The sequence below is a fragment of the Micromonospora sp. R311 genome (assembly GCF_056780015.1).
Window position 1 is genome coordinate 39,978 of sequence record NZ_JBSWCE010000010.1, and the last position, 14,706, is coordinate 54,683.

The 14,706-nt window shown below is 72.9% G+C and carries 15 protein-coding genes; 6 read left to right on the forward strand and 9 right to left on the reverse strand.

Features of this window, described 5'->3' with window-relative positions; translation table 11 throughout:
• Positions 1–50: 50 nt before the first annotated feature.
• Together AC1WTP_RS10670 and AC1WTP_RS10675 are read right to left on the reverse strand one after the other, a co-directional pair.
• Positions 51–827: a GNAT family N-acetyltransferase gene (locus tag AC1WTP_RS10670; protein WP_481649053.1), complete on the reverse strand. Its 777-nt coding sequence runs from the start codon at positions 825–827 to the stop codon at positions 51–53.
• Between the two features lie 48 nt (positions 828–875).
• Positions 876–1,649, reverse strand: a complete 774-nt coding sequence (locus AC1WTP_RS10675) for a sulfite exporter TauE/SafE family protein (protein WP_481649054.1) — start codon at positions 1,647–1,649, stop codon at positions 876–878.
• 587 nt (positions 1,650–2,236) lie between these two features.
• Here AC1WTP_RS10675 and AC1WTP_RS10680 point away from each other — a divergent pair.
• The 3 genes from AC1WTP_RS10680 (at position 2,237) to AC1WTP_RS10690 (ending at position 6,003) form a co-directional block, all read left to right on the forward strand.
• Positions 2,237–3,016 (forward strand): endonuclease/exonuclease/phosphatase family protein, encoded by a 780-nt coding sequence (locus AC1WTP_RS10680; protein WP_481649055.1) that lies wholly within the window; start codon positions 2,237–2,239, stop codon positions 3,014–3,016.
• Positions 3,017–3,147: 131 nt separating this feature from the next.
• A complete protein-coding gene (locus tag AC1WTP_RS10685; protein ID WP_481649056.1) occupies positions 3,148–5,256 on the forward strand; it encodes a M14 family zinc carboxypeptidase in 2,109 nt (702 codons plus the stop codon).
• 87 nt (positions 5,257–5,343) lie between these two features.
• Positions 5,344–6,003, forward strand: coding sequence for a fasciclin domain-containing protein (locus tag AC1WTP_RS10690; protein WP_481649057.1), 660 nt, complete (start codon positions 5,344–5,346; stop codon positions 6,001–6,003).
• Between the two features lie 7 nt (positions 6,004–6,010).
• Here AC1WTP_RS10690 and AC1WTP_RS10695 read toward each other — a convergent pair whose 3' ends face one another.
• Positions 6,011–7,027: a hypothetical protein gene (locus AC1WTP_RS10695; RefSeq protein ID WP_481649058.1), complete on the reverse strand. Its 1,017-nt coding sequence runs from the start codon at positions 7,025–7,027 to the stop codon at positions 6,011–6,013.
• The gene (locus tag AC1WTP_RS10700) at positions 7,024–8,028 is read right to left on the reverse strand and encodes a tyrosine-type recombinase/integrase (RefSeq protein ID WP_481649059.1); all 1,005 of its coding nucleotides are present in this window, start codon (positions 8,026–8,028) and stop codon (positions 7,024–7,026) included. The genes AC1WTP_RS10695 and AC1WTP_RS10700 overlap by 4 nt, the downstream gene beginning before the upstream one ends.
• Before the next feature lie 54 nt (positions 8,029–8,082).
• Between AC1WTP_RS10700 and AC1WTP_RS10705 the strand changes: the two genes are divergently transcribed.
• The 3 genes from AC1WTP_RS10705 (at position 8,083) to AC1WTP_RS10715 (ending at position 10,473) form a co-directional block, all read left to right on the forward strand.
• Complete coding sequence (locus AC1WTP_RS10705) at positions 8,083–8,622, forward strand: AAA family ATPase (protein WP_481649060.1); 540 nt, start codon at positions 8,083–8,085, stop codon at positions 8,620–8,622.
• A gap of 349 nt (positions 8,623–8,971) precedes the next feature.
• Positions 8,972–9,799: an SDR family oxidoreductase gene (locus tag AC1WTP_RS10710; RefSeq protein ID WP_481649061.1), complete on the forward strand. Its 828-nt coding sequence runs from the start codon at positions 8,972–8,974 to the stop codon at positions 9,797–9,799.
• 188 nt (positions 9,800–9,987) lie between these two features.
• Positions 9,988–10,473, forward strand: coding sequence for a carboxymuconolactone decarboxylase family protein (locus AC1WTP_RS10715; protein WP_481649062.1), 486 nt, complete (start codon positions 9,988–9,990; stop codon positions 10,471–10,473).
• A gap of 107 nt (positions 10,474–10,580) precedes the next feature.
• Here AC1WTP_RS10715 and AC1WTP_RS10720 read toward each other — a convergent pair whose 3' ends face one another.
• The 5 genes from AC1WTP_RS10720 to AC1WTP_RS10740 form a co-directional block, all read right to left on the reverse strand.
• Positions 10,581–12,974 (reverse strand): ATP-binding cassette domain-containing protein, encoded by a 2,394-nt coding sequence (locus AC1WTP_RS10720; RefSeq protein WP_481649063.1) that lies wholly within the window; start codon positions 12,972–12,974, stop codon positions 10,581–10,583.
• A gap of 142 nt (positions 12,975–13,116) precedes the next feature.
• Positions 13,117–13,350: a VOC family protein gene (locus tag AC1WTP_RS10725; protein ID WP_481649064.1), complete on the reverse strand. Its 234-nt coding sequence runs from the start codon at positions 13,348–13,350 to the stop codon at positions 13,117–13,119.
• Between the two features lie 5 nt (positions 13,351–13,355).
• Positions 13,356–13,736, reverse strand: coding sequence for a helix-turn-helix transcriptional regulator (locus AC1WTP_RS10730; protein ID WP_481649182.1), 381 nt, complete (start codon positions 13,734–13,736; stop codon positions 13,356–13,358).
• 138 nt (positions 13,737–13,874) lie between these two features.
• On the reverse strand, positions 13,875–14,060 hold the full coding sequence (locus AC1WTP_RS10735; RefSeq protein WP_481649065.1) for a hypothetical protein: 186 nt from the start codon (positions 14,058–14,060) through the stop codon (positions 13,875–13,877).
• A 39-nt stretch (positions 14,061–14,099) separates the two neighbouring features.
• Complete coding sequence (locus AC1WTP_RS10740; protein WP_481649066.1) at positions 14,100–14,546, reverse strand: VOC family protein; 447 nt, start codon at positions 14,544–14,546, stop codon at positions 14,100–14,102.
• Positions 14,547–14,706 lie beyond the last annotated feature (160 nt).

The window sequence follows — 14,706 nt, forward strand, 5'->3', positions numbered from 1 at the left end:
CGGCGAAACCGCCCCGTCCGGACGGCCGGTCATCGGTCGACGACCGACGGTCAGACCCGACGAGTGGTCAACGTGTACTCGCCGTAGTCGGCGACGGGGGTGAAGCCGAGCCGGGCGTACAGCCGAAGCGCGGCCACGTTGTCGGCCTTCACGTTCAACGTCACGTGGTCGACGTGGCCGCGCAGCCGGCCGCAGAGGGCCGCCACCGCCGCCCCGGCCAGCCCCCGCCGCCGCACCCGGGGGTGGGTGGTGACGTTGCCCAGCGCCGCGACCCGGTACGCCGGCGAGTACACGTGCACCCCGGCCACCGCGACCAGGTCGTCGCCGTCGCGGACGCCCACGTACTGGCCGGTGTCCAGCATCCGCGGGTCGAACCAGTTGCCCGGGTAGGCGGCCGCGTACAGCCGGCGCAGCGCCGGCAGATCACCGGCGTGCAGCACCTCGCCGGCCGGGGCCACCGCGGCCAGCCGCGCCGGGTCGGTCAGCGCCATCTTGTGGTGCCCGCCGGCGGGGTCGAGGGCGAACCCACCGGCCAGCGCCGGCTCCACACCGGGGGAGAGGTGGGCGTGGAGGCGGGCCGGCAGCACCGGCGCCAGCTCGCGCAGCAGCGCCGCCAGCGCCGGGACCCGCGGCGGGTCGGCGAAGGCCAGCAGCGTGGGCGGCTCCACACCGTGGTACAGCAGCGCCACCTCGTCGCCGCGGCGGAACCACGAGGTGTACGGCCAGAAGAAGTCGTCCAGGTCGCCCAACTGGTAGGCGTGCAGCACCGGGTCCCGGCCCAGCAGTCGCGCAAGGACGGCCCGGTCGTGTTCGGCGCGTACCGGCACCGGCCGATGATCACACACCGGGCGGCGCGGGCCGGCACCCGGGAGCGGTCAGCCGGCCAGCCACTGGTCGTAGCCGAGCTTGGCGACCAGCGCCACCACCACCACCAGCAGCACCACCCGGACGAACCCGGAGCCGCGGCGCAACGCCATCCGTGCCCCGAGCACCGCCCCGGCGATGTTGCACACCGCCATGCCCGCGCCGAGCAGCCACCACACGTGCCCGGTGGCCGCGAACACCACCAGCGCGCCCAGGTTGGTGCCGGCGTTGACCACCTTCGCCATCGCCGAGCCGTGCACGAAGTCCGCGCCGACCAGCGCGGTGAACGCCAGCACCAGGAAGGTGCCGGTGCCCGGGCCGATCAGCCCGTCGTACAGGGCGATGCCGACGCCGGCCACCGCGACCGCCGCCGCCATCCGGGGCCGGGTGCGCCGCTGCGGCACCGCCACCACGCCGAGCCGGGGTCGCAGCACCACGAACACCGCCACCGCCGTGAGCACCACCAGCACCACCGGCCGGTACGCCGACCCCGGGACGCTGCCGGCCAGCGCCGCGCCCAACCCGGCGCAGAGCACCGCCAGCCCGGCCGCCGGCCCGGCCACCGCCCAGTCGAGCTTGGTGCGGCGCGCGTACGTCACCGCGGCGGTGGTGGTGCCGGCGATCGCGGCCAGCTTGTTCGTGCCCAACGCGGTGGCCACCGGCACGCCGGGCGCCCCCACCAGCAGCGCCGGCAACAGCAGCAGGCCGCCGCCGCCAACCACCGCGTCGACCCAGCCGGCCATGGCGGCCACGGCGAGCAGGGTGGTCAGCGATACGGGGTCCACGGGCGGCCATTCTTCCCACCGCCACCGCGGCGGCGAGACGGTCTGTGGCCAGCCTCACCAGCCCCGCCACGCCGGCGCACGAGACCGCCCCCGCCGGTCGGCCGCCGACTTCGGGGGTGTGCGAGATCCTCGCCGCCGGTCGGCCGCCGACCCCGGGGTGTACGAGATCCTCGCCGCCGGTCAGCCGCCGACCCCGGGGGCCGTGCGAGATCCTCGCCACCGGTCGGCCGCCGACCCGGGCCTGCCGGCGCGCGGAATCGGGCCTGCCGGCGCGCGGAATCCCGGTCCGCCGGCGCCCCGCCAGCTACGCCGTCGCCGTCGCCTACACGGCCCGCCACCTCGCCGGCCGCGACGGCCTCCTCGCGCTGTCGCCGCGCACCTGCTCGCCGCCACCGGCCTGACCGCCCCCGCCCTGCCCAGCACGGCCGTCGTCCTGGTCGGTGCCGCCCCGACCGCGAGCCCGCCTCAGCGGCCCCGGCGGCGCCGTAACCAGACACCCGCCGCGCCCACCGCCACGAACACCAACGCGGAACACAGCAACGCCCTGAGCACCGGGCAACTGTGCCACGACGTCGTAGGGTGCAAACGTGCGCCTGGCCACCTTCAACCTGCTGCACGGCCGCTCCCTCACCGACGGCCTGGTCGACCCCGAGCGCCTCACCGCCGCCGTCACCGCCCTCGACGCCGACGTGCTGGCCCTGCAGGAGGTCGACCGCGACCAGAGCCGCAGCGGCAAGCTCGACCTCACCGCGATCGCCGCCCGCGCCCTCGACGCCCCCGAACACCGCTTCGCCGCGGCCGTCGTCGGCACCCCCGGCGAACAGTTCCGCCCCCTCACCCACGACGACGACGGGCACGGCGAACCCTGCTACGGCGTCGGCCTGATCAGCCGCCACCCGGTACGCAGCTGGCGGGTCACCCGGCTGCGCCCCGCCCCGGTCCGCTCACCGGTCTACGTCCCCGGCCCCGGCGGCGGGCTCATCCTGCTCCGCGACGAACCCCGGGTGCTGCTCGCCGCGATCCTCGACACCCCCCGCGGCCCGCTCACCGTCGCCGCCACCCACCTGTCCTTCGTCCCCGGCTGGAACGCCCACCAACTGCGCCGGGTCGTCCGCGCCCTGCGCACCCTGCCCGCCCCCCGCATCCTGCTCGGCGACCTGAACCTCCCCGCCTGGGCCGCCCGGCTCGTCTCCGGCTGGCGGCCGCTGGGCCGCCGCCCCACCTACCCCGCCGGGCAACCCCGGGTGCAACTCGACCACGTCCTCGCCGACCGGCAGGGCATCGACCAGCTGCCACCGGTCACCGGCGTGCACACCCCCCTGTCCACCATCTCCGACCACCGTCCCCTCCTGGTCGACCTCGGCTGACCCGGTCAGCGGCGACAGGGGAGACGACCCCTTACCGCAAGATTCCCTCAAGGTCATTGCGTCAACCATCCATGCCGATCATGCTGGTCCCAACCGCGTCACGGTCAACCAGTCCTCGCCATGGAGGCCACGTGAGACGCCACCGACCCATCCTCATCGCACTGTCCACACTCCTCGCCGCCAGCCTCATCGCCACCCCGGCCAGCGCCCGACAGCAGGAGACCGCCGCACCCAACCAGGTCACCGACCTCACCGTCCGCCAGGCCGACGGATACGCCACCCTCGCCTGGCGCCCCCTGCCCGGCGCCACCGACTACCAGATCGAACGCACCGCCGTCGACGCCACCGACACCGCCACCGGCGCGCCCACCATCGTCGGCATCTGGCGCCCCAACCGGCAGATCAACCAGGAGTCACCCACCTTCGCCGACGCCGGCTTCCACCCCGGCGACCGGTTCCGCTGGCGCGTCCGCGCCCGCCTCGGCACCACCGAGCAGCCCTGGTCCGACCCCGTCGCCGGCACCACCACCGCCCCCTGGGGCAACCCCGACACCCCCGGCGAACGACTGCGCACCCAGTGGGAGACCACCCGCGCCGCCCAGTACACCAGCGACACCGACGAGTACGCCTACACCGCCGCCATCGACGACCTCAGCGACCGGGTCCGCGTCGTCGAGATCGGCCGCACCGTCCTCAGCCGGCCGATCAACATGTTCGTCATCGGCTACCCCACCCCACCGGCCACCCCGGCCGCCGTCGCCGCCACCTCGCCGCTCGCCATCAACTGCAACGTGCACGGCAACGAACCCGGCGACCGCGAAGCCTGCCTCATCATGGCCCGGCAACTCGCCTTCAGCACCGACCAGCGGATCATCGACCTGCTCAGCCACACCACCGTCCTGATCGTCCCCACCATCAACGGCGACGGCCGGGCCGCCAACACCCGCGGCAACTCCACCGGCCAGGACCTCAACCGCGACTACTCGCTGATCCGCCAGCCCGAGACCGCCGCGTACGTGAAGATGATCCGCGACTACCGGCCCATCGCCGGCTACGACGGCCACGAATACGGCAACTCCCGCGCCGGCGACCTGCCGATGCTGCCACCCCGGCACCAGAACGTCGCCCAGTCCATCTTCGACGAGTCCCAGGACATGATCGAAGGCCACATGTACCGCGAGGGCGCCACCGCCGGCTGGTGGGCCTGCCCCTACGGCTGCGAAGGCGGCGGCAACGTCGGCCTCAGCGAGGAAACCATCCTGCGCAACACCCTCGGCCTGAAGAACGTCGTCAACTCCCTGCTCGAACTGCGCAGCTCCGGCGGCCAGACCCGACCCGACGAGGGCAACACCGCCAACAACCGCCGCCGCAAGACCTACTCGGCCCTGTGGACCTTCCACCAGTTCCTCGACTACCACCGGGCCCAACTGGCCGACATCACCACCGCCCGCGCCCAGGCCATCACCGGCCAGGCCGCCAACACCGGCCGGCTGGTCTTCCGCGGCTCCCGACCCATCCCCGCCCACCCGGCACCGCACCCCGGCGACAGCCCACCACCGCTGGACGCCCCCCGGCCCGACCTCATCCTCGACAACCCGCCGTGCGCCTACCGGCTCACCGACGAGCAGTACCACGGCGCCCGCACCGACGGACCCGGCGGCGTCGGCACCACCGTCGCCCAACGCCTCGCCGCGCACGGCTGGCAGGTCGTCAAGACCGGCGACAGCTACTACGTACCACTCAACCAGCCCGAACGCGGCCTCATCCCGCTGCTGCTCGACGGGCAGGGCGTGGAGAACCTCACCGACGGCGAACGGGTCTACCCGACCCTCACCGGCCGCCGCGACGGACCCCTGACCGTCACCGGCTTCACCTGCCTGGCCGGCGCCACCGTCAACGGCCCGGTCACCGTCCGCCCCGGCGCCACCCTCGTCGCCACCGGCAGCACCATCACCGGACCGGTCTCCGCCCGCGGCGCCGTCGGCGTCCTGCTCGCCGACAGCACCGTCACCGGCCCCGTCCGGATCACCGGCACCACCGACGCGGTCTCCCTGATCGACGTCACGGTCAACGGCCCGGTCGACCTGTCCGCCAACACCACCGGCGCCGACACGCCACGGCTCGTCGCCAGCACCATCGACGGCCCGCTCGCCTGCACCGGCAACACCCCGGCCCCGACCAACCTCGGCATCCCCAACACCGTGCACGGACCCCGCACCGACCAGTGCGCGGCACTGTGACACCCGACCGGTAGCCGAACGACAACCGCCGCGCCGGCGGGGCGGGTCCACACCCGCCCCGCCGGCCCGACCAAGTGGAGACGCCCCGTGTCGCACCCCCACACCCCGGCACGCCACCACCGCACCCCGCGCCGCACCCTCCACCTCCTCGCGGCGACCCTGCTGCTCGCCACCACCGCCTGCACCGGCGACCCCACGCCGCCACCGGCGGCAAGCGCCAACGCACCCCGGATCACCGGAGAGCTCTGCGCCGCCCTGCCCAGCGGCACCGAACCGGGAAACCCCACCTTCCTCGCCAGCCAACCCGTGGACGCGGCGCTGCGCTGGATGCCCACCCTCACCACGTTCGAAGCGGCCCTGCGCACCAGCGGAATCCTCACCGGCCTCGACACCAGCGGCGGCATCACCATCCTCGCCCCCTCCGACGACGCCTTCAACGCCAAGTTCTCCGACGACAACTGGGACGAGCTGATGACCCGCCGCCCCGACCAGCTCCGCAGCCTGCTGACCGCACACCTGATCACCGGCGCCCACACCGTCGACGACCTGGCCACCGCCGGCACCGCCACCACCCTCGACGGCGCCACCCTCACCGTCACCCGCACCGGCGCCACCACCCGCTTCGCCGACCGGGCCGACGCCGTCTGCGCCGACTACCAGGCCACCCGCGCCCGAATCCACATCGTCAATGCCGTCCTCGGCCCGCTGCCCACCACCGCCGACGGCACCGGCCACCGCGCCCACTGACCACCCGTCACCGCCGCGCCATCACCAGCTCGGCCGTCGACCACAACCGCGGCAGGTACGCCAGCACCGCATCGGCCCGCCGCCGCCGGTCCACCGCCGACGCCACCCCCAGATCCGCCAGCGCCGCCTCGAACAACGGCAACAGCTCCGCACCCCGCTGCGGCGCGTCCGCCGCCAGGATCGCGTGACACCGGGCGTACGTCGCCACGATCCAGAACATCGCCTCCCGATGCCACCCCGCCGCCACCAACGCCGCACTGCCGTCCACCGCCACCACCCGCGCCGCCGGCGTGACGTCGGCACTGAAGAAGAACGGCGTCCGCGCGACCCCCGCCGCCACGTCGAACGTGCGCGCCAACCCCGCCAGATGCTCCCGCACCCGGGCGGCACCCACCCCGCCACCGTCCAACAGCTCCAGCAGCTCCGGATAGCGGTCCGCCAGACCGTGCCCGGCCAGCACCTCCCGCGCCCGCACGTACCGCCGCCGCACCGTCGGATCAGCCAGCCCCGCCACCAGCGGCAGCACCGCCGTCAACGACGTCGGAAACAACCACGCCGTCACCTGCTCGGGCAGCGACGCCGCGGCGTCCAGCGCCCGCAGGCCCCGCTCGATCCGCTCCCGCACCCCGACACACCGCCGCCACACCCACCGCGGCGCGGCGAACTCCGCCGCCACCCGCCGGCCGGTGGCCGCCAACCGCCCCGTCGGGTCCGCCAGCACCGCGTCCACCCGGAAACACCCGGCGAACACGAACGACCCCAGCACCCGCTCCGGCGGCCCCAGCTCCGCCCAGGTCAGGAACGTCACCTCCAGCAGCACCCCACCCCAGCGGAACTTGCCCAGCTTCCCGGCCGGCGCCTCCCGCACCACCAGCACGTCCACGTCCGACCACGGCGGCAGCACCGCGTCGTCGGGCAGGCCCACCACCGAGCCGCTGAGGAACGCGCCCTGCACGCCCGGCTCCCGCGCCGCGTACTCCCGGACCCACCGCGCCGCCACCGCCCGCGCGGCGCCCGCCCTCACGGCCGGCCCGCCCCGCGCACCAGCCCCGCCAGCGCCCGGTTGGTCCGGTTGGCCCGCACCGCATCCCGCTGCTGACCGGCCGTCACCTCGATGTACGCCTGCGACGACGCCAGCGACGCGTGCCCCAGCAACCGCATGATCTCCGCCGCACTCGCCCCGTCCTCGGCCAACCGGGTCGCGAACGTGTGCCGCAACGCGTGCAGCCGCGCACCGCGCGGCACCCGGTCGCCGATGCCCGCCCGCCGGTAACATGACTCCACCAGGTACTGCAGCCCACCCCGGCGCAGCGGCTCACCCCGCCGGTCCACCAGCAACGGCGCGTCCGGCCGCACCGTGCGCGCCCCGAACCGCCGGGCCCGGCTGTCCAGATAGTCCACCAGCAACCCGTCCAGCTCCGGCTCGATCGGCACCACCCGCGGCCGGCCACCCTTGCCCGCCACGTCGACCCGCCGCTCGCCGGGCCGGCCCGCCAGCGAACCGACCCGCAGCGCCAGCAGCTCCGACAGCCGCAGCCCCGCGCAGAGCGCCAGCGCCAGCACCGCGAGGTCGCGCTCCGGCCACGGGTCGCGTTGCCGGCCGTCGTCGTGGGCCACCGCCGTCAGCAGCCGCTCCGGGGTGTCCGCGCCGCGCAGCGGCTTGGGCTGGGGGAGCGGGGCGCGGGGACGGTCGACCGCCGGCATCGGGTTGCCGGCGACCACCCCCTCGGCGATCAGGAAGGAGAAGAAACTGTTCCAGGTGGACCAGGCCCGGTGCACCGACGCGACCGCGCGCGGGGTGGCGTACCGGGCGAACGCCGCCCGCATGACCCGGGGAGTGAGGGCGGCGACGGTCAGGGCGTCGAGGGGGAGGGGAGGGGTGACGACCTCCCCGGCCAGGGCCGCGATCGTCCGCAGATCCCGCCGGTACGCCTCGACGGTGTGCGGGGACGGCTTGCGGGTGGCCCGGGCGGTCAGGAACTCCTCGATCAGCCGTTGCACCGATTCGTCCTGTTTGTCATGCATAAGGGATATTATGCATGACTTTCGTGTTTCGAGACAGTCGGGGAGCGGGCGGGAATGCGTCGCTACGTGCTGACCGGCGCGCCGGGAGCGGGCAAGACCAGCATCGCCGACGCGTTGCGCCGGCGGGGATACCCGGTGGTCGCCGAGGCGGCCACCGACCTGATCGCGGTGGGGCAGGCCCGGGGCGTCGACGAGCCGTGGGCCGAGCCCGGGTTCGTCGAGGCGGTCGCCCGGCTTCAGCGGACCCGCCAGGAGGCGGCCGGCGGGCCGGTGCAGGTGTACGACCGCTCACCGCTGTGCACCCTGGCCCTGGCGCGTTACCTGGGTCGGCCGGTCGGCCCCGGGTTGGCCGCCGAGGTCGAGCGGGTGACCCGCGAGGGGATCTACCAGCGGCAGGTGTTCCTGGTCCGGCCGCTGGGCTTCGTGACGCCGACCGCGGCCCGGCGGATCGGCTACCCGGAGTCGCTGGCGTTCGCCCGGGTGCACGAGCGGGTGTACGCCGAGCAGGGCTACGAACTGGTCGACGTCCCGCCCGGCCCGGTCGAGCGACGGGCCGCATCCGTGGCCGCGTACCTGGGTGATCCGCCCGGATGAGGGAGGGCGCGATCCAGTCTACTTGACATAATGTACATTATCGAACTGCCGGCGGGACGGGCTTGAGCAGCCCGGGATGCCGTTATCGAGTCCCAGTCATTCCCGGCCGGTTGGCCCGCCCCGGCATCTGGTCAGCCGGCGGCTCTCCGCCTGCCACCGTCGTTCGCTGTCACGGATCTTCGCCCGCCGCCCGGGCCTCTCCAGCGGCGGAGCTCAGGCGCCGCCCCGCCCGGCCGTGCCGGATACCCGACGAATCCGGTTGGCGACGGTCGACGCCCTTCACCTCCCGCACCGCCTTTGACACTCTGCAATCGCCGGATGACACAGTGGATAGGGCGGGTCGAGGGCGATGACGAAGCGTTGGTTGGTCACGGGGTGTTCGAGCGGGCTCGGTCGGGCCCTCGCGGCCCGGCTCGCCACCGAGGGCGACCAGGTGGTGGCGACAGCCCGGCGGCCGGAGACCCTGGACGGGTTGGTGGCGCGGCACCCGGGCAACGTGGTGGCCGCCGCCCTGGACGTACGGGATCCGGCGCAGTGCGCGGCGGCGGTCGAGCGGGCGGTGGAGGCCTTCGGCGGCGTCGACGTCCTGGTCAACAACGCGGCCTACGGGCAGTTCGGCACCTTCGAGGAGGTCTCCGACGCGGAGCTCGCCGCGCAGTTCGACACCAACGTGTTCGGGCCGTGGCGGCTCACCCGCGCGGTGCTGCCGCTGTGGCGGGCGCAGCGCCGCGGGCACGCCGTCTTCGTCAGCTCGGTCGCCGGCATGGTTCCCTTCCCGGGGCTCGCCGCGTACACCGCGAGCAAGTTCGCGGTGGAGGGGGCGGCCGAGTCGCTGGCCGCCGAGGCCGGGCACCTCGGGGTGAGGGTGACCATCCTGCAGCCGGGCGGCTTCGCCACCGGTTACAGCACCAACGTGGTGATGCCGGAGCACCGTATCGGGGACTACACGCCGGTCAGCGACGGCATGCTCGGCGCGCTGCGGGGCATGAACGCCAAGGCGGACATCAACTCCCCCGAGTTGTTCGCCGACGTGGTCTGGCGACTCGGTCAGCTGGACTCGCCGCCGCTGCGGCTGCCGGTGGGACCTGACTCGGAGGCGTTCCTGGAGCCCGCCTACGACGCTCGACGCAGTGAGTACGACCAGGTGATCAAGGCGGGCCAGCACACCGTCGCGTGAGCAGTGAGAGCCGCCGGTGCGAGCGGTTCTCACTGTCCTGCGCCGGCGCGGGTCAGAGCGTGTCCGGTGGCTCGACTCGGCTGAGGACGGACAGTTGTGGGGCCCGTCACGGAGCCCGGGCTGTCACAGGGACGGGGTCGGCGGCATCTGGTGTTCGTCCAGCGCAGTACACGAGTGAGGACGACGTCATGGACTCCCGGTTCAACATGTTCGACAACGACATCGCCGTCAAGTTCGCCAAGCGGTTCGCCAACGCCGGTCTGGTGATCCACCAGTCGCCGCTGCCCAGGTCCACCCAGGAACTGGTGTCGCTGCGCGCCAGCCAGATCAACGGCTGCGGTTGGTGCATCGACATGCACACCAAGGAGGCCACGGCCGCCGGTGAGACCGCGCTCCGGCTCAACCTGGTCGCCGCCTGGCGCGAGTCCACCGTCTTCACCGAGGCCGAGCGGGCCGCGCTGGCGCTCGCCGAGGAGGGCACCCGGCTCGCCGACGCCCACCGGGGTGTCTCCGACGAGACCTGGGCCCACGTGCGCAGGTACTACGACGACGACCAGATCGCCGCGCTGGTCGCCCTGGTCGCCCTGATCAACGCGGCCAACCGGCTGGCCGTGATCGTGCACCAGCGGGGAGGTTCCTACGAGCCGGGCATGTTCGCGGCCGTGTTGAACTGATCGGCAGGCGGATCGGGCCCGGCCCGGGTCATTCGATCCCGGGCCGGGCCCGCGCGTGTCCGGGCGCGGCTACCGCGACGCGGCCCGACACCGGCGACCAGGCTCGCTCAGGTGCCGACGTAGGCCGCGAGGTGTTCGCCGGTGAGGGTGGAGCGGGCGGCGACGAGGTCGGCCGGCGTGCCCTCGAAGACGATCCGTCCGCCGTCGTGGCCGGCGCCCGGGCCGAGGTCGATGATCCAGTCGGCGTGTGCCATGACCGCCTGGTGGTGCTCGATGACGATGACGGACTTGCCGGAGTCGACGAGCCGGTCGAGCAGGCCGAGCAGTTGCTCGACGTCGGCGAGGTGCAGGCCGGTGGTCGGCTCGTCGAGGACGTAGACGCCGCCCTTCTCGGCCATCCGGGTGGCCAGCTTGAGCCGTTGCCGCTCGCCGCCGGAGAGCGTGGTGAGCGGCTGGCCAAGGGTGAGGTAGCCGAGCCCGACGTCGGCGAGCCGGTCGAGGATGGCGTGCGCGGCGGGCGTGCGGGCCTCGCCGGCGGCGAAGAACTCCTCGGCCTCGGTCACCGACATGGCGAGCACCTCCGCGATGTCGCGGCCGCCCAGGGTGTACTCCAGCACCGATGCCTGGAACCGCTTCCCTTCGCACTCCTCGCAGGTGGATTCGACGGTGGCCATGACGCCGAGGTCGGTGTAGATGACGCCGGCGCCGTTGCAGGCGGGGCAGGCGCCCTCGGAGTTGGCGCTGAACAGGGCCGGCTTGACGCCGTTGGCCTTGGCGAAGGCCTTGCGGATCGGGTCGAGCAGGCCGGTGTACGTCGCGGGGTTGCTGCGGCGCGAGCCGCGGATGGCGCTCTGGTCGATCACGACCACGCCGTCGCGTCCGGCGACCGAGCCGTGGATCAGTGAGCTCTTGCCGGAGCCGGCGACGCCGGTGAGCACGCAGAGCACTCCGAGCGGGATGTCGACGTCCACGTTCCGCAGGTTGTGCGTGGACGCGCCGCGGACCTCCAGCTTGCCGGTGGCCGTACGGACCGATTCCTTGAGGCTCGCCCGGTCGTCGAGGTGGCGGCCGGTGGTGGTGGCGCTTGCCCGCAGGCCCGCCACGGTGCCCTCGAAGCAGATGGTGCCGCCGCCCGTGCCGGCTGCGGGGCCGAGGTCGACGACGTGGTCGGCGATCGCGATGGTCTCGGGTTTGTGCTCGACGACGAGCACGGTGTTGCCCTTGTCGCGCAGTCGCAGCAGCAGGTCGTTCATCCGCTGGATGTCGTGGGGGTGCAGGCCGATCGTGGGTTCGTCGAAGACGTAGGTGACGTCGGTGAGCGACGAGCCGAGGTGGCGGATCATCTTGGTGCGTTGCGCCTCTCCCCCGGACAGGCTGCCCGCCGGCCGGTCGAGCGAGAGGTAGCCCAGACCGATCTCGGTGAACGAGTCGAGGAGGTGTTGCAGTCCGCGGAGCAGTGGTGCCACCGTCGGCTCGTCGAGCTTGCGGACCCAGTCGGCCAGGTCGCTGATCTGCATCGCGCAGAGGTCGGCGATGTTCTTTCCGTTGATCTTCGAGGACCGGGCCTCCTTGGTGAGGCGGGTGCCGTCGCACTCGGGACAGGTCGTGAAGGTGACCGCCCGCTCCACGAAGGCGCGGATGTGCGGCTGCATGGCGTCGACGTCCTTGGCGAGCATCGACTTCTGGATCTTGGGGATCAGGCCCTCGTAGGTGAGGTTGATGCCCTCCACCTTGATCTTGGTCGGCTCCCGGTAGAGCAGGTCGTGCAGTTCCTTCTTGGTGTACTTGCCGATCGGCTTGTCCATGTCGAAGTAGCCGCTGCCGCTGAAGATGCGGCCGAACCAGCCGTCCGTGCTGTAGCCGGGGATGGTGAGCGCGCCCTCGCTGAGCGACTTGGTCTCGTCGTACAGCGCCGACAGGTCGAAGTCGTTGACCGAGCCCATGCCCTCGCAGCGTGGGCACATGCCGCCGAGGCGGTGGAAGGTCGCCTTCTCGGTCTTGGTCTTGCCCGCACCGCGCTCGACGGTGATGGCGCCGCTGGCCTTCACCGAGGGGACGTTGAACGAGTACGCGTTGGGCGAGCCGATGTGCGGCCTGCCGAGCCGGCTGAACAGGATGCGCAGCATCGCGTTGGCGTCGGTGGCGGTGCCGACGGTGGAGCGGGGGTTGGCGCCCATCCGCTCCTGGTCGACGATGATCGCGGTGGTCAGGCCTTCGAGCAGGTCGACCTCGGGCCGCGCCAGCGTCGGCATGAAGCCCTGCACGAACGCGCTGTAGGTCTCGTTGATCAGCCGCTGCGACTCGGCGGCGACGGTGCCGAAGACCAGGGAGCTCTTGCCCGAGCCGGAGACGCCGGTGAAGACCGTCAGTCGGCGCTTCGGGATCTCGACGCTGACGTCCTTGAGGTTGTTCACGCGCGCGCCCAGCACCCGGATCATGTCGTGGCTGTCGGCGGCGTGCGGCGCGGGCGACTGCCTGCCCGTCCTCGGGGCCATGCTCATCGTGTCTCCATCTGTCACGCGGGGCCGCTGTCGCGGTCTCCCGACGTCGGCTGGCGGTGTCCAGGGGTACGGCTGGTTGCAGGAACCACGGTAACCACGCCGTTTCCGTAGGTCCGGTCACGGCGGCGGTCGCCGGGACGGCTCAGCGCAGTTCCTGGATGCGGATCATGTTGCCCGCGGGGTCGCGGAAGGCGCGGTCGCGCACGCCGTAGGGCTGCTCGGTCGGCTCCTGGACCACCTCGGCGACGGTGATCCAGCGCATCCCCGCGTACCCGACGTCGTTGCGGACGTCGAAGCCGGGGGTGTCGCGGTAGAAGGCCAGGGAGGCGTCCGGGTCGGTGTGTGGCAGGAAGCTCGAGTGAATGGTGATGCCCATGCCGGTCACGCTAGGTGCGGCCCCGGGGCGGGCGCTTCTCGATTCCTGACCGGTCTGGTCACCTGTTTGGCCACGCACGGGGGCATGCCCGCCGTCGCGCGCGCCGCCTGCTCCCGGTAGACGCTGGGCGGCACGCCGACCAGTTCGGTGAAGCGGGTGCTGAAGGTGCCCAGCGACGAGCAGCCGACCGTGAAACAGACGTCGGTGACGCTGAGGTCGCCACGACGCAGCAGCGCCATGGCGCGTTCGATGCGCCGGGTCATCAGATAGGCGTACGGCGACTCGCCGTAGGCGAGCCGGAACTGGCGGCTGAGGTGCCCGGCCGACATGTTCACGCCGCGGGCGAGCGCCTCGACGTCCAGCGGCTGGGCGTACTCGCGGTCCATCCGGTCCCGGACGCGGCGCAGCAGCGCGAGGTCGCGCAGGTGCTGCGCCGTGGCGGGACTGCTGGTCACAGGGGAGATGATAACGACGCGCGGGAGGTGTCCGCCGCCGCGGCGGTCATCGCCGGGCCCGGTGGTCGCTCAGGTGCCCGCTGCCGGTGTCGCCGGGCCGGAGCGGCCGGTCTGCTCGTCCAGCATGTGCTGGGCGTACCAGTCCGGCCAGTCCGGGTCGGGGCGCCCGATCTCCTCCTCGTAGCGGCCGTGGGCGGCCGCTGCCCGCTTCAGTGCGGCTGCCAGGTCGGCCACCGAGTCATAGCTCGCCGGCATGCGAGTCCTCCTCTTCCGCGAGAGGGGCCGGTGCGGCGGTCACCACAGCCGGCCGGGGAAGCGCGTGGTGACCTCCTGGAGATACCAGCCGTTGCCGTCCGGGTCGTTGAACGAGGCGAACGAGAAGTAACTGCCCCGTTCCGGAGCCAGGCCGGGGGCCCGTCCCTGCCCGTTCGCAAGCGGCAGTCCGCCGGCTGCCTGGTGGAAGATCTCACCCACCTCGATGCCCCGGCCGACCAGTTCGGCGCGGGCCGCCTCGATGTCGTTCACCACCAGGTACAGGCCCTGCATGGAGCCGGGGGCGGCCGAGGTGAGGCTGGGACCCAACATGATCGAGCAGTCCGACCTGGGCGGGGTCATCTGCACCACCCGGGCGTCCCCCTCGCCTTTGTCGATGTCCTCCCGGCACCCCAGCGCCGCGTAGAAGTCCTTGGCGCGTCCCACGTCGGCGACGGGCAGCACGATGAACTCGAGCTTCATGTCCATGACGTCGGCTCCTCTCCCCCTGCGATGGCAGCGACGTACGAATACCGTCGGTTCCTGCACCCTTGGCTGGTCCTCTGCGCTCATCCTCGACCAGCCGTCGACCGAAGGACGCGGAAAACTACAAAACGGGCGAATCTCGTGGATGGTGGGCGGTCACCGC